This window comes from Petrotoga mexicana DSM 14811 (assembly GCF_002895565.1).
Classification (GTDB): domain Bacteria; phylum Thermotogota; class Thermotogae; order Petrotogales; family Petrotogaceae; genus Petrotoga; species Petrotoga mexicana.
This window is the reverse complement of record NZ_AZRN01000034.1, coordinates 123625-143957: the sequence shown is the minus strand read 5'-3', so window position 1 is coordinate 143957 and position 20333 is coordinate 123625. Positions and strand designations below refer to the sequence as shown.

Here is a 20333-nt window from a genome sequence, read left to right as displayed (position 1 = left end):
TTTCACTATTCATTTTGTAACTTAATACCTTCCGAAGTCATTTTGTTTTGTATTGTTGCAAGCGCGAAATCAATTAAAACGGCCATTATAGATACTGGAATAGCTCCAGCTAATATCATCTCGAATTTAAAAGTCCCAAGACCTATAAAAATCAATTCTCCCAATCCTCCAGCACCTATGGCTGATGCAATTGTAGCTGTTCCTAAATTTATTATCGCTGCATTTCTTATTCCTGAGAAAATAGTAGGTACAGCGTTTGGGATTTCTACTTGCCACAAGATTTGCCTGTTAGTCATCCCCATTCCTCTTGCTGCTTCAATCATACCTTTATCGATGCCGAAAAGCCCTGATGCGGTGTTAAAAGTTATAGGCACTATACTGTATAAAAATAAAGCGAAAATTGCAGGGGCAGGACCGATTCCCATGAATAAAAAAACGAGGGCAATAACAGCAATACTTGGGACGGCTTGGGCTATTCCTGTTATTGAAAGGGCTATTCTTCCGCTTTTCTCTCTTCCTGGGCGGGTAACATAGATTCCTATTGCCATTCCGACAACGATAGCAATTGCCCAGGAACTTGCGAACAAATAAAGATGTTCCAAAGCCTTTATTCCCATATAACCAAGATTTTCAGCAACGTATGTAAAAAATTCCATGTTATCCTCCTCTCATCAAACCTCTTCATTACTTGACATTTGTTCAAATATAGCTTTTAAGTTGATCACGCCTATTACCTTTTGTTTGTCAGTAACCACAGGGATATTTGTACTTGAAGAACTTAATATTTTGTTTAAGGCTTCATAAAGGCTTGATTTTGCGGTAACGTAATCTTTTTTCAAAGAGCTTTGCAATTTAGATGAATCATTAATTCTGTTCAATCTTTTAGTTTCTATAAAACCCTTATAATTGTTATTTTGATCAATAAATATTGTGATAGGATACTTACTCTGTATAGCATTTTTAATTTTTGACAGGTCCTCATCAATTTTAAAGACTTGCATATCTTTGTACAATCCTTCGCTCACCTTAACAAATTCCAAAGCTTTGAATTGACTATCTTCCCCTAATATGTCCTTTACAAAATCATTTTTTGGGTTTTGAACAATATTTTGTGTCTCGTCGTACTGTACTAATTCACCATCTTTGAAAATTGCAATTTTGTCACCCAATTTAATAGCTTCCCTTATGTCATGCGTAACAAATATAATAGTCTTTTTGATCTTCTCTTGAATTTCAAGAAATGCATCTTGCAATGTTTCTCTATTGATAGGATCTATTGCACCAAATGGTTCATCCATGAGTAATATGTCCGGATCGGCTGCAAGTCCCCTTGCTACTCCTACTCTTTGTCTTTGGCCTCCAGATAGTTGTGCTGGAAACTTATAAGCGTTAGTATCTGGATCAAGATTTACTAAATCTAATAGATCGTATACCCTCTTTTTTATTTTTTCTTCAGGCCATTTTAAAAGCCTTGGAACTACAGCAATGTTATCAAATACAGTCATATGAGGGAATAATCCAATTTCTTGTATAACGTAACCTATACTTCTTCTTAATTGTATGGGATTTATATCATCTATCGATTTTCCATTGAAGAGGATATCGCCTGATGTTCTTTCAATCAAACGATTGATCATCTTTAAGGTAGTTGTTTTTCCACATCCAGATGGACCTATTAAAATAGTTAATTTATTGTCTTCAAATTCGATATTTAAATTATTAACAGCGGTGAAATCACCATACTTTTTTGTGAGATTAACTAATTTTATTGCCATGTCAATGTTCCTCCTATGATTTTTATCTTATTTATTATCTTTTATTTTAAGACCTTTGGGAGTAATTACATCCTCAAATTTTAGTAAAAGATAATTAGCCAAAACACCCAAAATTGAAACCAATATTACCCCTGTTATTACCATTGGATACCTTGACCTACTTAATCCAGCAAAAATAAAGTATCCTAATCCTCCCGAAGCTACAAAATATCCTAAAGTAGCAACTCCAACTCCCATTACTACGGCATTTCTTACCCCGGACATTATAGTAGGGATCGATAAAGGTAAACGGATTTTGAATAATATTTGGGATTCAGTCATTCCCATCCCTCGTGCAGCCTCTATCATTCGTGGGTCAAGAGATTGAATAGCTACCAATGTATTTCTTATAATCGGAAGTAAAGAGTATATAATCAAAGCAATCACGGCAGGTGTAACCCCTAAGCCAGCTCCAAAAGGAGACAAAATCACAACCATAATCCCAAAAAGGGCTAAACTTGGGATAGTCATTAGAATACTGGCAATGTAAATAACTATGTTTGCAGCTTTAGGATGCCTTGATATGAAAATTCCTGTTGGTACTCCTATACCTATAGAAAAAGGCAAAGATAAACCTATGATTTTCAAATGATTTAGAAACTCTCTAATTATGATACTTGAACTACTAGAAATATATTCGAAAAATTCCACTGTTTCACTCCCTTCTTCTTATTGTAAATTAGTTTGTTCATCATCGTAATAAATATTATAACACATTATTAATCTTTTTAAAATATAAATAGGTTACAATTAAGTAAAAAATCAACACTAAAAATCTTTTAAGATATTTTATAATATAATTAGTTTGCTAATAAAATGTTTTCGAAGACAAAATAAGGGGTCCTGAAAAGGTTGTATAATAATAATTTATTAATTATAATCATGTTGGAGGTGAAAACTTTGAATGAAAATGAGAAGAAATGGGAAGCTATAGATAAGAAAGCTTTATTAGACTTGGTGTATGAGATTAAAAAAAGAAGGTTACAAATGGGAATTACACAAAAAGATCTAGCTGAGCGGATGGGAACAACGCAGGCGATAATTTCTAAATTTGAAAAAGGAAACTACAATCCAACATTTTTGTTTTTGCAAAGATTGGCAGAAGTGCTGGATGGGAGTATCAAATTATATTTTGAGACTAGAGATAATAAAGAGATAAATAGAGATGAGTTTTCTAAGAATGATAATTTTGAAAAAATATTTCACTTAAAATTATAAAAAGGCGCTATATATAAAGTTTTAGAATTTCTAAAAACAATAATCTATAGAGTTTAGGAGGAGTTTTTGTGAAAAATAATGATAAAAAAATAAACATATTGAAAGATATAATTCTAAAGAATATTTTTTTGGAAAGTGAATTTTTCGAGAGAACAAGCAAAGAAGTAGTTGAAAAAATTGCTGAAATATCGATTAAAAGAGGATATGTATATGAACAAAAAAAGAGAGACTTAAACTTAATAGTTACTTATAGGATTTTTTTAGAAGGAGAAAAAAATAGAATAGCTTATTACGTTTTAACCTTCAGAGTGATTTTCGAAACGGATATGGATTTCAAAAGTTTTTCAAAAAACAAAAGGGCCGAAAAGTATTTCCTTAAAAATTTTGTAGATAGTGTACTTTGGCCCTATCTTAGAATTTATTTAAACGAAATTTTAATGAAGACATCATTGCCAAATATTGTACTACCATTAAGTACAGGCAATCAACAGATTGATCTTCAAGATAATAAAATAAGCATTAATTATTAAGTTTTTTCTGAATTTCAAGAACGATTGCCTCAGCGGATGCTAAATTAGTAGCAAGTGGAATATTGTGTACATCGCAAATTCGTAAAACAGCGGATACATCAGGTTCGTGAGGTTGGGCAGTCAACGGATCCCTTAAAAAAATCACAAAATCTATTTTTCCACCAACAGCAAGAGCACCTATTTGTAAGTCTCCTCCCAATGGTCCAGATTCAAAAGTTTGTATCTCTAAACCAACCTTTTCTTTTAAAATCTTTCCTGTGGTTTTTGTAGCATAAAGTTTGCAATTTTTAAATACATCCTTCCATTCTTTGGCAAAGAGTGCAAGGTCTAACTTCTTTTTATCGTGGGCTATTAAAGCTACATTGACCATAATCTTCCTCCTCTAACGTGAAAAATAAGTTCCTAAAAATTGGTTTTACTGAGTGTGTTCAACAGTTTCACCGTGTTTTCAACATCGCTATAGGATAACATCTCGTGAGGTGAATGTATGTATCTAGTAGGAATAGAAATAGTACCACTAGGGATTCCAGATTTGGTTCTTTGATAGCCTGCGGCATTTGTTCCTCCAAAGGTTAATACCTCGAACTGATACGGTATGTTGTTTGCCAAAGCAGCATTTTTTATCCATTCCACAACTTCTCTGTCACTTACAGAAAGATTGTCTTTTATTTTAATACAAGGTCCTTTTCCCAAGGCCATGCTCATTCTTTTAAGAGCCTTTGGAGTATCCAAGGAATCCGTGACATCTATAGCTATTGCTCTGTTGACTTCGTAATCAAAAGCCGAAACAAAAGAACCGACCAAACCTACTTCTTCTTGGACTGTAAAAGCAAATAAAACGGTGTGTTGATTATCTTTCATATTTTTGATAGTTTCTATTAAAATGGCGCATCCTATCCTGTCATCCATCGCTTTTGACATACAATAATTACCATAATCGACAAAACCTTCAGCGAAAGTTCCAAACGTGCCTATAGGGGCAATTTTTTCCGCTTCTTCTTTTGAAGATACGCCTATGTCAACAAATATATTGTCCAAAGATAAGTTCTTATAATTATCTTTTAATTCTTTTTCACTTTCTCCCTCAACCCCTACAACCCCTATTCTTCCATTAAAAATCAACCTGGAACCAATTAAATTTACAGGGTTTTGGCCCCCAACTTGTTCTACTTTTAGAAAGCCTTTGTCTAAAATGTGCGTAACAACAACTCCTATTTCATCCATATGAGCGTCAAATAGTATGGTTTTTCCAGAGTTGCCTTTTTTTATGGCGATAAGATTTCCTAACTTATCCGTTTTAATATCATCCGCATGATCTTTGATCTGTTCTTTTATAAAATCTCTCACTTGATCTTCTCTTCCACTTGGTCCATAAAGTTCCGTAATTTTTTTTATTAGCTCTTTCAATTTTTTGCCACCTCTCTTAAAATGGTGTGTTAACAACTAGTTGTTTTACCAATTGGTAGGTATTTTCATAATCTTGTAAATTCATTATAGATTGTGGAGAATGTATGTATCGGCAAGGTACAGATATTACCCCTGCTGGAATTCCATAAAGAGTCTTTGCGAGCCTAGCCGCATCTGTTCCTCCTGCCGTTCGCATTTTGTATTGGAATTTAATCCCTAATTTCTTTGCAGTATCTACAATTTTTTCAAAGATCTCTTTGTTAAGTACTAAACCGCTATGCATGAATGTTAAGACCGGCCCATTTCCGATATGGGTTGCCCATTTATCTGGGGTGTTTTCAGGGTTGTCCCCAGCAGTTGTACCTTCTAATACAATAGCGAAATTTGGATGTATTTTTGAAGCTGCAGTTCCTGTACCTCTCAGCCCTGTTTCTTCCTGAGTAGCAAAATTGAAGTATGTGTCGTAAAGAGGTTTCTCGCTGTTCTCAAAAAAATAGTCAATTATATCCATCATAATAGAACATCCAACCCTATCATCAAAGGCTTTGGCTACAGCATAGTTATTTTCTTCATAATAAGTAGTATCAAATGTAACCATATCGCCCAAATGGACCTTTTTAGATGCTTCCTCTTTGTTGGAAAATCCAGCGTAGACCCTTATACTTTCATATTGCTCAACTTTGTCGGTTTCTTTTTCTAAGTGAATAGGTGTAGAATTGACGACAGCAGATATTTTTTCTTCGATTTTTAATCTCTGACTTTTTACTACCCTTGGGTCAACTCCCCCAACGGGAGATATGCCAAAAGTACCGTCTTCATTTATTCTGGTGATCATAAAACCAACTTCGTCCATGTGTGCATCGAGCATTAATTTTTTGGAGGAATCTTTACCTTTAATTAAACAAATTAGGTTCCCCATGTCGTCTTCGGTAATTTCATCGACCTTGTTAGCAACATTTGACTTGATGTACTCTTTTATTTTTTCTTCTCTTGAAGATATTCCAGCAAGATTGGTTAAGTCCTTTAAATATTTCCTCATGATTTTCGACGTCCTTTCCAAGTTAAACTAGTGTTTAAAGCAAAGAGAGATAATAATTTTGCGCTTTCTTCCACATCTTTTACATCTACAACCTCGTTGGGAGAATGCATGTTAAGGATTGGAACTGAAACAACACCTGTTTTTACTCCGGTAGAAGATATTTGTACTACATCTGCTTCGGTGCCACTGCCTCTAGTAAAAGTTTCTATTTGGTATTTGATATTGTTATTTTTTGCAGTTTTTGTTAGTTCTTCGAAAACACTTCTTGTAACGGTGGTACCTATACCTATAACTGGCCCTTCACCGATCTTGATAGGCTCGACATTTTCCGGTAGTTTTTCGCCAAAGGTTACATCAATTACTATGGCAAAATCTGGTTTTAGATGGTAGGCACTACCTTGTGCTCCAACTAATCCCACTTCCTCACCTTTGTTAAAAGATAACATCAATTGCCCTTCAAATTTAAGATTTTGTAGATACTCTAATGACTTAATAAGTACCGCAGCACCGACTCTGTTATCTAAAGACTTATTTGATATCTTCCCGTTTTCAAGTTCAACAGCCTGGACTTGTATAACGCCCATATCGCCAACGTTGATATTACTTGTTCCCCCTGAAATTGAAAAATCGACGAAAAGCTCATCAAAGGAGGGAGATTTTTCTCTGTCTTCTTTTTTTTGAAGGTGAGGGGCTAAAAACCCTATTACACCAGTTTTTTCCGAGTCATTTGTTTTAAAAAGAACCCTTTTTCCTACCAAGGTTCTTGGATCGACTCCGCCAACGGGAGAAATACGAGCGAAATGTTCATCAACTATTTTTGATATAACTATTCCAATTTCGTCTACATGAGAAAAAAAGGCAATTTTGGGACTCTCATTTCCATAAGTTGCCACTAAATTACCTATTCCTACTTTTTCTGATTTTACATCTGGTGAAATGTTTTTTAATTCTTTTTCAATCAAAGGAAAGGTATAATTTTCAAAAGAAGACACCCCAAACGTATTGGATAAATTTTTTAGTAAAATAGAAGTATCCATTCATAACCTCCTTTTTGGTTTTCACACAGCATAAATACTGTTTTAAAAATTAAAAAAATTGATTTAATGTTCCTTTGCTCCACTATCTTTTTACAGTTCAACGGGTTCAACCAATGCTTTATTTTCTTCTATCCTTATAGAAACGGGTGACTTTGGCCATTCATAGTTAAAGAAAGGGATACCCGATATTTCTACTAATGGTGAATTTAATTCGTAGGCTATAATGAAAGCATTTTTTTTGTTGGTAATTCCTGCTCTTAAAGTTCCAAATACCTTTCCAAATATTATAATACTTCCACCCGCGTTAACTTCTGCACCTTGGTTTACATTTCCAAAAACTATGATGTCTCCAGGATTTTGTATTACTTGGCCGGATCTCAAATGTTTTCTATAAATTTGGGTACTCGAAAGGGTTAACTCTTTGTTTCCCACTTTTCCTTCGGGAAGCTTTCCAAAATAGGCTCCGGCAACGTTCAATTCAAGACTGTTGGCGAATTTTACGATTCTATTTAATAGATTATGCTGAGAACCGTCTTCGAAATATACGTAAAAACTATCTCCAATGTTAAAAAAACTTTTCATCTTAACAAGTTCTTTTTTAAAATGTTCAAAAAGATCTTTTTGCGTGTTCCCTTTCGAAAAATAAAAGATTATGTCTCCGTCCATAATTTTTGCATATACGGGTTCATCCATCTAAACCCCCCCTAATACAATTTTTAAATCAAAAATAAAATTCCATGACTATATATATAATAACATAAAATATAAGAAATATTACATAATCAAAAATTATTTGACAAGTTGGTTGTAAAGAATTCATTGACCATAAAAGAAAAATATGATACAATCTAACAGTAAACATTTTTTGTAATAATTTGTGTTATAAAAAAACTCTTAACGGCAAAACTCTTTTGGATAGAGAGCGAAGCGAAGGTTTACTAAGGCTAGTTTTAGAATTTTTAAATAGAGTTTAAAAAGAAAGAATAATTTTGGAGGTGTATTTATGTTAGAAAAAGTATTTGATTTTATAAACTTTGGTCCCGCAGGTGCCACAGATGTCGGTAACACAGTTGAACAAGCTCAAACTGCTCCCACAGGTGGGGGATTTGGTGGATTGTTGTTCTTTTTAATAATCATAATCTTAATGTGGGTTTTATTGTTCCTTCCACAAAGGCGACAAGAAAAAAAGCACAAGGAAATGATTTCCTCTTTGAAAAAAGGTGATAAAATAGTTACATCCTCAGGAATCATAGGAAAGATAATATCTATAACTAACGAGAGAATCAGAATTTCAACAGCAGATAAAACAGAGATTGATATAACGAAGAATGCTATTGCAGGGGTTCTTTCTAAAAGCGATAAACCCGAAGTAGCACCAGAAAAACCCGAAACTGAAGATGATAAATAGTATTTTAACATTGACTTTGTTCAGGGGGTGAAATAGTTGAGAAATCGAAGGATACGAATATTCTTTACTATAGTAGTTTTTGTTTTTGCATTCTTAGGCTTAATTTTACCTTTATCAGATAATGTGAATGATATAAGCATACTCCGGTTTTTCCCAAATATAAATTTAGGTCTGGATATTCAGGGGGGAGTACTTTTAGAGTATAGTTTAGATGTACCTGAAGGAGTAGATACTTCTGAGGTTGTAGGTAACGTAATTACAGTTCTAAGGAGAAGATTGGACAATGCTGGTTACACAGAAGCAATAGTTTCCGAAGTTGTTTCCGGTGGAGAAAGCAGAGTTCGTGTTGAGATTCCTGGTATATCAGATACTCAGAGAGCTGAAGAACTCATAGGTAGTAAAGGAAAGCTTTACTTTGCAGAAGTATTGGAAGTTGTGGAATCTGAAACACCCCCACAAATTACGAGAAATAGGACTATAGAAATAAATGGTGAAGAAATAGAAATGTATAGTTACGTTAGAGATAGTAATAACCCTAACCTTTGGTATAGGGTGAAAAATGTTTTCGAATTTGGAGATGCTCCATTTCAGATTACCGGTTTAGATGTCAGTGATGCCGTTGCTTCTCTTAATAGTCAAGGGGCAGGATTCGTTGTTAATTTGAATTTCAATAATGAAGGAAGACAAAAATTTGAATTAGCGACTGCAAATTTAGTAAATCAAAGAATTGCGATCATTTTAGATGACGAAGTAATAATTGCACCTGTTGTTAGAGAAAGGATATCGCAGGGAAGAGCCGAAATCAGCGGAATAGAAAGTATGGAAGAAGCGCAAAACATTGCTGTGTTGATAAAGTCAGGGAATTTACCAGTAGATTTGGTTAAATTTCAAGAAAGAACCCTCGGCCCTACTTTGGGAAGAGATATTGTGACCACGATTATAAACGCTGGAATCATTGGGCTTTTAATAGTAATGATTTACATGATTATTGTTTATAGATGGATGGGGATAATTGCTGATATTGCGCTAATATATAATACACTTTTGTTACTGGGAATTTTAAGTTGGACAGGAGCAATATTAACTCTACCAGGTATTGCTGGTATAATTTTAACTTTTGGCACTACAGTTGATGGAAACATTATTATATACGAAAGAATAAAAGAGGAACTTAGAATAGGTAGGCCCCCTTTAACCGCCGTAAAGTTTGGATTTAATAAAGTTTTTTCAACTATTTTTGATGCCAATATAACAACTATTTTAGCTGGTTTAGTTTTATTCTTTTTAACAAGTGGAAGTATTAGAGGTTTCGCAGTTACACTCATAATAGGTGTTTTAGGTGCGATGTTTACTAACTTGGTGGTTAGTAGGTTACTTTTAGAAAGTACTTCTCACTTTTTGAAACCTGAAAAGTATGTGAAGGGAATTGTTGTGGAAAAAGGGGGGAGTAAATAATGCCAAATATAGATTTTGTGGGAAAAAGAAATTTTTTCATCTATTTATCTCTTGCGTTGATATTTTTTTCTGTTATAGTGATTTTTGTAAAAGGGTTCAATTTTGGTATTGATTTTTCTGGCGGTAGTGAAATAATCGTATCCTTTGATAAAAATTATTCAATAGATGAATTGAGAAACACTTTGCAAACTATAAATCCAGATTATACCACCGCTAAGATAATTCAAACTAACCCAGGTGGAGGAACTTCGGATCGATTCTTTTACATAATTACCGTAAGAGATTCTTTCCCTACGTTGGAAGAAAAACAAATGTTTATAAATAGTTTAGAAGAATCTTTTTCTGATTCTAGTTTAAATATTGAACAATTCAACGATGTTTCAGGCTATGCAGCTAGGGAGATTCGATCGTATGCTTGGTATGCTGTAATTACTGCTTTGATAGTTTTGTTAGTATATATAACCATTAGGTTTCAGTTTTCCTACGGTGTGGGGGCAATTCTAGCTTTAGCTCATGACGTTGTAATCACCTTAGGTTTTTATTCCCTGTTTGGTATAGAAATTAATTTAACTGCTGTAGCAGCATTTCTTACTTTAGCGGGTTATTCTTTAAACGATACTATTGTTGTTTACGATAGAATAAGGGAAAATAGAACTAAAAATCGTGGGATGGATATAGAGGGAGTTACCAATAAAAGCATTAACGAAGTTATTGTAAGATCATTAAACACTTCCTTGACTACATTCATAGTTGTTTTTATGATGTTCCTTTTGGGAGGTAGATCAATAGCTTCATTCGCATTTGGATTAACTGTGGGAGTCATAATTGGAACTTATTCTTCGTTGTATATCGCAAGTCCAGTTGTTATTGGTATGGTAAAAAGGCGTAAAAAAACACAAAAAGCTTAATTAAATTTAAATTAGAATAATAAATTTAGGAAAAACATGCCCTCAAATGAGGGCATGTTTTAAAGCGTGACAAATGCTTTTTTAATATATCCCTCTTTGTCAATATATTCTACTTTATAAGTATCTCCTAAAACTCCTTTTAATTTTAGGATGTCTCCACGACTTGCAATAGCTATTATTTCTCCTTGCTCGTTTGTGATTTCTGCTTGATTAGTGAATACTTGCAGATAGATATTCTCAAACTTCAAATGAACATATTTTGTGGATTTATTTCCATCATCGTCATAAGCCGATATTTCAAGCACATTTGATGTAAGCTTTTCAGGATTTATCTCCAATGATAGATAGTAAGATTGGCTGTTAACTAAAAAAGTTTGACCTAATATTTCAACTTTTGTAATAAAATTATTATCAAAAGCACTAAGAAGCAAAGAGTTGTTTTTATCTGAGATCAAAAATTCTGAAGGCACGTTTATAACAGGACCCTCTATGATAGGAATGTTTATAGATTCTTTCCTTTCGAATGTTACAGCTTCGAAAAGGCTTATAGGATTATTCTTATAGAAAAATTTGTTTTCTACTTGTTCAGGGATATTAGTGGTATACTCCCCATTTTTTCTATAGGAAACAGAATATCCTTTTTCAAAAATAATACTTTGCAAAGGTATATTATTTTGCTGAAGATCTATAAGGCTCAATAAGTTTCCTTTACTCAAGGCATACAAGTACCTTTCATCATTACTCCAAGTTAAATCAACAATTTCTCCGTTGGAAACATTTATAGTCGATTCTAAGTTTCCGTTTTTACTATTCCAAATGTACACATTTCCATCAGTTGTTCCTGTGGCTATGTAATTATCATCGTGGCTCCATTCAATTGCCTTTATTGAAGCTGTAATAATCTCAAATCTTTTATATAATTGATTAAATCTTCCATCCCATAATCGTAAAATCCCTTCAAATCCTCCCATAGAAAGAAAATTTGAATTATTAGCCCAATCTAGTGACCAAATAATATATGGGAATTCTTCGATGTAAATTGTATTTTTAAATTTTGGAAAATCTGATATACTTACTTTTTTATCTAAGCTTGCCACTGCTATTTTAGTTTCGTTGTAATTAATAGAAATATCTTTTATCCAATTGTTATGAAGATTTTCAACTACCTTATAAACACTCAAATCTGGTAGCGTAAGTACATAAACATTATTCTCCCATCCCCCTGCAATTAAAAACTTTTCCGAAGGAGAAATCTCCAAAGTGGTTAATTTAAAATCACTTATCTTCTTATTTTCTATTAATGTACCTTCAGGATCGTAAAGCGACAGGTATCCAGAATTTTCTGAAAGTATCAAATATCCATTTTTTGTTATTTCAAAATCAACTATTTCTTCAGAAAAAGAAAAATGATTTTCAATTATTCCTGAATCAATATTAAATACACCTATTTCACTGTCGGAAGTTAAGTAATAAATATGATTATTATTTCTTATAATTTTTATAACATCGGGTTTTTTTAATTCCAGTAATTTTTCAATTGATTTTGAATAGATATTTAAAGAGTATATGTTAACTCCATCGTTTAAATAAAGAATATCGTTTTTTTCATTACTCCATTCAATAGCTTTTATATTAAAATTATCCGGCTTTAGTTCTTCGAGTATTTTTAAAGTTGAAGAATCAAAAAGGATAATCTGATTATTCATAGTTAAAACAGTAAAATTTTCATTTAATGGTGAAAAAGAGACCTCTCTAATTGTTAAACCTAATGAAAAAGAATTTATTATCTTCAAATCTTTATCCAATACATAAATATTTCCGTTCATGGAAAAAGCAAATACATTGTTATTTACCATCTCTAATTTACTTATTGAATAATTATCAATTTTGAAAGATTTTATTTCTTTATTGTTTAAATAATCTATCAAAAAAATCTTACCTGAATGGTCTGCTACCAATATTGTACCTTCGTCGTAAAATTCTGCAACCGTTGGGATCGTTGAAAATTTCCGTTGAAATTCGACCTTTCTTTTGGTAATATTGTATACGTAGACCGTTTTATCTAAGGAAGTAAATATTATTTTATCTCTAAAACTGGATAAAGAGGAAATAGATTCGTCGGTTACGTTAATTTTGTAATTAAGAAGAGAGGTATCGTTGTTAAACACTTCTATTGTTCCATCACTTTCGGCGATTATAGTATATTTATTGTCGAGGATCCATTCCACATGCGTTGGTATAGAAGAAGTTGAGTAATAATGGGTAATGCACTTTTCCCTCAAATCATAAGTTTTAAGGTAATTATTCTCCACAATTGTAGAAATTTCGCCTGTATTTTCATTTACAAAAAAATCAATAATCTCCGAATGTTCAAAATTATTTACTATTAAATTGGAGAAGATGTTTATACTGCAAAAAATAAGGATAAAAATTAAGAAGAATTTTCTCAAAGCACTCAGCTCTCTCTCATGGATTTTTGATTCTCTATTTCCTATTATATAATAAAATGGCCTTAAAAAGAATGCCAATATAAAAATTAAAGGCTTTAGAAATTAAACAGCGCTGAAATAGCTTTTGCTGATTTATGCAAAAAGCTTTTATGTAATAAACCATAATTTTGAATTTGGGGATCTTAAGGGGTTTACCCCTTAACGTTTGGCGAAGGGGCGCTATATATAAAGTTTTAGGCTAAGACCAAAAGGAGGCTTTAAATTTGAGTGAAAAAGTAAAGATAATCAATGTAATAAAACAAGATGATAACTATTTCGCTACCATAGAGAATAATCCTTTTTATCCTGATGGAAAAGGAGGGCAACTTGGAGATAGGGGTAAAATTGATACTGCTGGAGTTTTAAGCACCACAGAAAAAGGTGTGGTCTTAAACAAATATTTAAACCCTGGTGACTATTTATATGAAATAGATGAAAAAAGAAGATGCGATATAGCTCAACAGCATACTGCACAACATATATTGTCAGCCGCTTTTGAAAAAATAGCCTCATTAAAAACCGTTAGTTTCAAGATGGGTGAAGAATATTCTACTATAGATTTGAATGGACAGAATATCGGGGAAGAAGTATTAAATAAAGCCGAAGAACTTTCAAACGATATCATTTCTAAGTGCATAAAAGTGGAAGAAATATTTACGGATAAAGAAGGAGTTCAGAAATACAATTTAAGAAAACCTCTAAGTGATAAAGTAAATGGTGAAGTGAGGCTGATAAAAATCGATGATTTTGATATATCTGCTTGTGGTGGTTTCCATGTAAAAAACACAGGTAACATCAATCTTTTAAAGATAACAAATACAGAAAGAGTGAAAGGGAATTTAACGAGGGTGTATTTTTTAGCAGGTCTTAGAGCCATTAAGGATTATTCACAAAAAGATTCGATTTTAAAAAACATTTCTTCTATTTTGACATCGGGGTTGTATGATTTAGAAAACAAAATAGAAATTCTATTAAATGAGAACAAAGATTATAAGAATCGTATTAAAAAGTTAGCAGAAAAAAATGCATATTATCTTGCAAAAGATTTAATCGAAAAATCGGTGGTTGTGAATAAAAATAAAGTAGTTTACCATAAAAAAGAGGACGAAACAGCGGATTTCTTACACAAATACGTAGATTTAAAAGATTATACACTCATTATTGAGGATGAAAAGAACAAAACCTTTTCTATTTTCTCAAACAATATTAACTGTAAAGAGCTTATAGACAAATTAAAAATGAATAACAACATCAAAGGTGGGGGAAGCGAAGTAAGAGGTAACATAAGCGGCGATATAAAATTCGAAGATATTCTCAAAATATTAGAAAAATAGCCCAATCATGGGCTATTTTTCAGAAATAAACTTTCTAATTCTTAGATTCAAAGATTTTCACGTAAAAATTTTCTATGTCTTGTTCGTTTGTATTGTTTTGAAGTAAAACTATATTTGTATATGGATCATAATTTTTGTTGGGTTCGTATAATTTGGAATTTGGGTCCAAGTCCAATAATCTTTCGATTTCATCTTTTGATAAATGAACGGTTTTTGGAAGAATGTGGATGTCTTTTCCTAATCCATCTTCTATAAATTTATCTAGACTAATCTCTTCATTTTTTTCATAGGAGACATATTTTAGGATATCTATAAATATCTCAGCTGGATACCCACCTGTAATTGCTCCAAAGGGATTTTGCTGTTCGTCAAAGAATACAAAGGTTGGTGTATATCTGGCACCAAAGGCATAAAACAACTGACCATAATTATATTCTTCTCCTTGAAATGTGGCTTTTTCAGTGGTAGGAAAGATTTCAACAAAAACAAATTCTGTGCGTAGCCATTTTTGAATCTCTTCATCCAACAATGTTGTTTCTTTAAATTGAGTACACGCTGGGCAAGTAGGTGATGAAAACATAACTACAACTTTTTTGTTTGTTAATTCGGCAACTTCGAAAGCTTCATTGAAATTTTCAAAAACAAATTCATCTAAAGGGACAGAAAATATTGTAATTACTGATAGAATAAATAACGTTACAATGAAAAATTTTTTCATAATGTATACCTCCATTCTATAATACACTTATATTGTTAAAAATCCCAAAGGAAACCATAGTACCCACTACCATAAGTAAAATACCACCAATAATTCTCAAGGATTTTTGCCATTTAGGTTCTCCTAAGGTTACTTTAGATAATATTTTACTGACGATGCCACTAAAAAATAGAAACGGGATGGAAATACCTAGAGAATAAATAAAAAGTAAGAGAGCACCTCTCATCGCTTCTCCAGTAGTCGTTGCTAAGGTAAGAATCGAAGCCAATATTGGGCTTGCACACGGGATCCATACTAAAGAAATTAGAATCCCAATTAAAAAGGCGGAAAAAAAGGAATTATTTTTATTGTATTTTCTTAGGTCTATATTCTTTGCAGAAATCAAACTTTTATTCATCAAAAACAGAAATCCAAATAATATTATTAAAACACCAGCAACTATGTTGATAACACTTTGGTACCTTGCAAGCATCATACCAATACTACCGGAAATACTGCCTAACAGGGCAAAAAAGAGAGAAAGACCAAGAAAAAAACCAAAACTCCTTTTGATGACCAAACGAGTGTTTGAGATATCAGGGATCACCAATGCGAAAAAAACGGGTATTAAAGGGAAAACACAAGGGCTGAAAAATGATAATAACCCACCAGAAAATGCTGTTAAAAAACTAACAGAATTTGTTATGGCAAGAGGATTCATAATGTTAACTCCTTTTCTAAAATTATTAAAAGTTAACGATACCCTACTAGGGTATTTTAATTATATCACATTGTTTGGAATTTTAGCAACAAAGATGAGGATAAAGATTTTCTGAAGAAGTAGTAACATTATTTACTCAAGGAAAGCAGCAGGTAATTAGATGAAAAAACTAAAAGAAGGCTTCTCAAACATATTGTACAAAACAAATATAAGATGAGCGTTGATGAAGAAAAAATAGTAAAAAATTTGGAATTTCTCTTTTTAAAAAGGTATCAATAAAACTTTTTAGGCAGGAAGTAGTTAATTTAACCACCTCCTACCTAAAAAAGTTCACTTCTTTATCCAGTCGAAAACTTCTTTTTTTGAAATAGTAGCCAAAGCTATGTAGTTATCAGCTCCACCGTAGTAAACGTAGTATTGATCACCATATTCAACCAATGCATCTGAGAATACAACGTTTGGAACTCCTCCGAAAATCTCCCAGTTTTCCTGAGGCTCTAAAATAGGTTCTTCTGTTCTTTTTAAGACCTTTGTTGGATCTTTTAAATCTAAGAGCATAAAACCTAACCTGTAGATAGGTCTAATATCTTCTTGAACACCATGATACAAAAACAACCACCCATAAGGGGTTTTTAAAGGTGGACCGCCTGCTCCGATCTTTAAGTTATCCCAATAATCTTTTCTTGGAGAAGCAATTTTTACATAATTGTCCCAATGTATTAAATCATCAGAATATGCAAACCAAATATCTGGTTCCAACCTATGAATTAAGATATATTTTCCATTAACTTTTTCTGGGAACAAGGCAGCATCTTTATTAGGACTTTCTGGTAAAATACTTCCGTATCTTTCCCACATAAAGAAATTCTCTGTGGCAGCCAAAGATATTTTGATATTTCTCGGAGAATAAGCTGTGTAACACATATAATATTTTCCGTTTATATACGTTACTCTTGGATCTTCAACGCCGTACAATTCTGAGACATCTGAAGGTTCAAATACCGGTTTTTCCATTCTATTAAAGTGTATACCATCCAAACTTACCGCATAGCCAATCCGAGAAACCATATCTTCTCCTTGGGCGCGGTACAACATATGAAAAACTTTCCCGTCATAAACTACCGCAGGATTAAAAACAAACCTAGACTCCCACAAATGCATTGGATTAGGTCCAAACAATGGGTTTGACAAATGCCTTTTCAATTTCAAATTCAATATATATCCCTTCCTTATAACGACAGTTTTTTAATTGTGATTATTTCAGAGACATTGAAATTCCTTGCAAAAATGCCTTTCTGAAGATTATGAAAATGAGCACCATTGGTAAAGTTTGAATCACCGAACCTGCCATTACTGGTCCAATATACGCACCGTACTCGTGATTAAAGCTTGCAAGCAAGACAGAAAGAGGCATTTTATAATAGTCCTGAATAACAATGAGTGGCCACATAAAATTATCCCATACTCCGATGAAAGTGAATAGCCCAACAATGGCCATAACTGAATTATTTAAAGGTAACATAATTCGAAAAATAATAAACATATCAGAGGCTCCGTCCATTTTTGCAGCTTCGATGTAGTCGTTTGGTGTCCCTCTAAAGCTTTGAGTCATCATAAAAATGCCCCAACCACTCATAATAAAAGGAACGATTAAAGCTGCCAACGAATTCAACAGATGCATGTTTCTCATTAATATATATAAAGGTATGGTAAACATGAATCCCGGAAACACCATTTGGAAGATAATGAAATTAAATATCCCATCTCTTGCCTTAAATCTATATTTTGACAAGGCAAAAGAAATTATAGCAGATGTTATTATAACACATACTGTAACGGTGACTGACACAAATAAACTTATAAAAAATGCCCTTATAAACGGTCTATTCATTCTTTCGGCGCTTTCTAATATAAATCTAAAATGTTCTAAAGTGAACCTCGTTGGTAGGAATCTGGTATAGATTTCAGCAGAGGGTTTTACCGATGCCAAGAATAGCCATGCATAAGGGTACAACCAGATTAGAGATAAAAAGAACATCAATATATGAAGAATTACATTTCCAGACTGTATTTTTTTATTTGTCATACTAGATCAACTTCTCTCTCCATAGTTTTCCTTATTACCCAAATCATTCCAAAGCTTATAATAGCTACAAACACTGCCATAGTTGCAGCGTAAGTTGGGTCCATTCTTTGAAATGCTGTAGTAATCATATGCATCATCGGGGTTAAAGTACTTCTCATTGGTCCACCACCGGTTATCATATAAGGTTCTGTGAATATTCCAAAAGCCAAAGTAATAGCCAATACCAAGACCATTATTATAGAAGGATTTAATAGTGGCAATGTAATTCTAAAAAACTTTGTAAGACTTCCTGCTCCGTCTAACTCTGCTGCTTCATATAAAGATTTTGGTATAGCGGTTAACCCAGCATATAGTATTAAGCCATAATAGCCAATGAATTTCCAAATAACAATCAACGCAATGGAAAACATCGCCCATTGTGGGCTTGTAAACCAAGGAATAGTGATACCAAAAAGACTATTTAGGGCTTTATTTATTGGTCCATTCACAGAAAAAAGGTTTGAAAACATAATTGAATAAGCAACTCCTGATGAAACATTGGCTACCAAAAAAGAAAGAGCTACAAATGTTTTGCCAAACTTTATTTTGTTCAAAGCAATGGCAAAGAGTAAAGCTCCTATTAACACAAGAGGAATATAGTACATCATAAAACGAAAAACATTAGTTACTGTTTTCCAAAAAAGAGGGTCGGTTAAGACCCTCGTAATATTGCGAAAGCCAACGAATTGGGGTGATCCGACAAACCTCCATTTAGAAAAAAGAAGTATAAACAACCATACAAAAGGATAACCCCAAAATATTGCCGCATAGATTAAATATATTGATGAAATACTAAAGCCTTTCCTTGCTTCTTTTTTTGCTAACCCTATTTTTTTACTCATTGTTTTAACCTTCCCTTACCAAAGGATTCTATTTATAGCCTTAATTGCATCATCCAAAGCTTTTTGAACATCTTTGGTGCCATGCATCAAAGGTTCAATCAATTCAACAGTCATGATATCTTGTACGTCAACAGTTGTTGTAATTGGTGCGGGAGGAACAGCATAGGGGACATATTTGGCATATTCAGCCGCTAAAGGATTTGTCTCCCAAAAATCAGCAAATACTTCATTAGATAACAAGTCTTCTCTTGCTGGTGGCATTTTGGTGTATTCTAACCATTTCGAATCGAAATCTTCTCTCGAAAATACCCATTTAACAAATTCCCAAGCCTCTTCCAAGTTTTTTGTAGTATTAAAAATTACAAGCCCCTTTGCGTCTGCAAAAGTATAAATCGGTTGATCACTTGGATAATTGTCAGGAACTGGTGGCGGTGTAATAACAATATCATCAACTACGTCTGGATACTGATTCTCGGCATAAGCGATGCTCCAAGGACCCATCAATGTTCCAGCAATTGCTCCATTATAAAATGGATCAGAACCTAAGTCTACAGCAGTCCATTGGTTATCAAACATTGTTTTGATAAACTGAGCTACTTCTTGGCCAACTTCGTCGTTGAATGTTGCTTTCATTCTTTCAGTATCTATATATGATTTTCCTTGACCTCCTGCATAGTAATACGTAATGAAGTCAAACCATCTATCCCACCAATTTCTACCCGCAATTACTTGGATGGAATATCGTTCCATCGGTACCACAAAGTTTTTAGAAAATTCGTAGATCTCCGAGTACGTTCTTGGGGGATTATCAAAGCCAGCTTCTTTCAATAAAGAATCTCTCCACCACATCAGAACAGGGTTTGAATAAATAGGTATAACATATGCATTACCGTTTATTTTCCAGCCTTCTATGATACTTCCCATCTTTCGTGTTTCAACAAGTTCATCGAAACCTTCCAATTCATTTAAAGCTACTAATTGGCCTATATCCGCTAACTGTGCCGCAAATCCTGAAAAGATGTTGGTGGAAATATCCGGGGCTCTTCCCGAAGCTATAGCTGTTAGAATAGCTTCTTCTGAGCTTCCTGCTGCAGGAATGGTAGACCACTCGATATCGATTTCAGGATGTAAAGTTTCATATTCAGCAACGACTTCCTTCCAAAACATTTCTTGTTGTGGATTAGGCGCGGTCCAAAAAACGAGTTTTGTCTGGGAAAAGGCAAAAACCGTCAGCAATAACGCAATAAACACCACTGTTAACTTTTTCATACTGATCATACCTCCTTTGAATTGGGTTACTAACCAATAA

General features: G+C 33.3%; 21 protein-coding genes. 6 read left to right on the top strand and 15 right to left on the bottom strand.

Features of this window, described 5'->3' with window-relative positions:
• Nucleotides 1-5 precede the first annotated feature (5 nt).
• From X927_RS08520 to X927_RS08510, 3 genes are read right to left on the bottom strand one after another with little or no spacing between them, the layout of a single operon-like run.
• Nucleotides 6-656, bottom strand: coding sequence for an ABC transporter permease (locus tag X927_RS08520; protein WP_103077649.1), 651 nt, complete (start codon nt 654-656; stop codon nt 6-8).
• Nucleotides 657-671: 15 nt separating this feature from the next.
• A complete protein-coding gene (locus X927_RS08515; protein WP_103077648.1) occupies nt 672-1775 on the bottom strand; it encodes an ABC transporter ATP-binding protein in 1104 nt (367 codons plus the stop codon).
• Nucleotides 1776-1802: 27 nt separating this feature from the next.
• A complete protein-coding gene (locus X927_RS08510) occupies nt 1803-2465 on the bottom strand; it encodes an ABC transporter permease (RefSeq protein WP_103077647.1) in 663 nt (220 codons plus the stop codon).
• Between the two features lie 249 nt (nt 2466-2714).
• On the opposite strand from X927_RS08510, the gene X927_RS08505 reads away from it, so the two are divergent.
• Together X927_RS08505 and X927_RS08500 are read left to right on the top strand one after the other, a co-directional pair.
• Nucleotides 2715-3032, top strand: a complete 318-nt coding sequence (locus X927_RS08505; RefSeq protein WP_169925209.1) for a helix-turn-helix domain-containing protein — start codon at nt 2715-2717, stop codon at nt 3030-3032.
• Between the two features lie 68 nt (nt 3033-3100).
• Nucleotides 3101-3562: a hypothetical protein gene (locus X927_RS08500; RefSeq protein ID WP_103077646.1), complete on the top strand. Its 462-nt coding sequence runs from the start codon at nt 3101-3103 to the stop codon at nt 3560-3562.
• Here the strand turns inward: X927_RS08500 and mgsA are convergent.
• The 5 genes from mgsA to X927_RS08475 form a co-directional block, all read right to left on the bottom strand.
• Nucleotides 3552-3932: a methylglyoxal synthase gene (mgsA, locus tag X927_RS08495; RefSeq protein WP_103077645.1), complete on the bottom strand. Its 381-nt coding sequence runs from the start codon at nt 3930-3932 to the stop codon at nt 3552-3554. The genes X927_RS08500 and mgsA overlap by 11 nt on opposite strands.
• A gap of 32 nt (nt 3933-3964) precedes the next feature.
• Nucleotides 3965-4969: a M42 family metallopeptidase gene (locus X927_RS08490; RefSeq protein WP_103077644.1), complete on the bottom strand. Its 1005-nt coding sequence runs from the start codon at nt 4967-4969 to the stop codon at nt 3965-3967.
• Between the two features lie 16 nt (nt 4970-4985).
• Nucleotides 4986-6008, bottom strand: coding sequence for a M42 family metallopeptidase (locus X927_RS08485; protein ID WP_103077643.1), 1023 nt, complete (start codon nt 6006-6008; stop codon nt 4986-4988).
• Entirely contained in the window at nt 6005-7045 is a 1041-nt protein-coding gene (locus X927_RS08480; protein WP_103077642.1) for a M28 family peptidase, read from the bottom strand. The genes X927_RS08485 and X927_RS08480 overlap by 4 nt, the downstream gene beginning before the upstream one ends.
• A 90-nt stretch (nt 7046-7135) precedes the next feature.
• A complete protein-coding gene (locus X927_RS08475; RefSeq protein WP_103077641.1) occupies nt 7136-7738 on the bottom strand; it encodes a septum site-determining protein MinC in 603 nt (200 codons plus the stop codon).
• A gap of 310 nt (nt 7739-8048) precedes the next feature.
• Between X927_RS08475 and yajC the strand changes: the two genes are divergently transcribed.
• The 3 genes from yajC to secF are packed head-to-tail and all read left to right on the top strand — an operon-like array spanning nt 8049 to nt 10816.
• Nucleotides 8049-8453, top strand: coding sequence for a preprotein translocase subunit YajC (gene yajC / locus X927_RS08470; RefSeq protein WP_103077640.1), 405 nt, complete (start codon nt 8049-8051; stop codon nt 8451-8453).
• Between the two features lie 36 nt (nt 8454-8489).
• Nucleotides 8490-9908, top strand: coding sequence for a protein translocase subunit SecD (secD, locus tag X927_RS08465; protein ID WP_103077639.1), 1419 nt, complete (start codon nt 8490-8492; stop codon nt 9906-9908).
• Nucleotides 9908-10816 (top strand): protein translocase subunit SecF, encoded by a 909-nt coding sequence (gene secF, locus X927_RS08460; RefSeq protein ID WP_103077638.1) that lies wholly within the window; start codon nt 9908-9910, stop codon nt 10814-10816. Before secD ends, secF begins: the two co-directional genes overlap by 1 nt.
• Nucleotides 10817-10875: 59 nt before the next feature.
• Here secF and X927_RS08455 read toward each other — a convergent pair whose 3' ends face one another.
• Nucleotides 10876-13266, bottom strand: a complete 2391-nt coding sequence (locus X927_RS08455) for a WD40 repeat domain-containing protein (protein WP_103077637.1) — start codon at nt 13264-13266, stop codon at nt 10876-10878.
• A 263-nt stretch (nt 13267-13529) separates the two neighbouring features.
• Between X927_RS08455 and X927_RS08450 the strand changes: the two genes are divergently transcribed.
• Nucleotides 13530-14639 (top strand): alanyl-tRNA editing protein, encoded by a 1110-nt coding sequence (locus X927_RS08450; RefSeq protein WP_103077636.1) that lies wholly within the window; start codon nt 13530-13532, stop codon nt 14637-14639.
• 34 nt (nt 14640-14673) lie between these two features.
• Here X927_RS08450 and X927_RS08445 read toward each other — a convergent pair whose 3' ends face one another.
• From X927_RS08445 to X927_RS08420, 6 genes are all read right to left on the bottom strand, one after another.
• Entirely contained in the window at nt 14674-15357 is a 684-nt protein-coding gene (locus X927_RS08445) for a thioredoxin family protein (protein ID WP_169925208.1), read from the bottom strand.
• A 16-nt stretch (nt 15358-15373) separates the two neighbouring features.
• Entirely contained in the window at nt 15374-16057 is a 684-nt protein-coding gene (locus X927_RS08440; protein WP_103077634.1) for a cytochrome c biogenesis CcdA family protein, read from the bottom strand.
• 330 nt (nt 16058-16387) lie between these two features.
• Nucleotides 16388-17272 (bottom strand): glycoside hydrolase family 130 protein, encoded by an 885-nt coding sequence (locus X927_RS08435; protein ID WP_103077633.1) that lies wholly within the window; start codon nt 17270-17272, stop codon nt 16388-16390.
• Between the two features lie 40 nt (nt 17273-17312).
• Nucleotides 17313-18143, bottom strand: coding sequence for a carbohydrate ABC transporter permease (locus tag X927_RS08430; RefSeq protein ID WP_103077632.1), 831 nt, complete (start codon nt 18141-18143; stop codon nt 17313-17315).
• A complete protein-coding gene (locus tag X927_RS08425) occupies nt 18140-19024 on the bottom strand; it encodes a carbohydrate ABC transporter permease (RefSeq protein WP_103077631.1) in 885 nt (294 codons plus the stop codon). The genes X927_RS08430 and X927_RS08425 overlap by 4 nt, the downstream gene beginning before the upstream one ends.
• 15 nt (nt 19025-19039) lie before the next feature.
• On the bottom strand, nt 19040-20293 hold the full coding sequence (locus X927_RS08420) for an extracellular solute-binding protein (RefSeq protein ID WP_103077630.1): 1254 nt from the start codon (nt 20291-20293) through the stop codon (nt 19040-19042).
• Between the last annotated feature and the right edge of the window lie 40 nt (nt 20294-20333).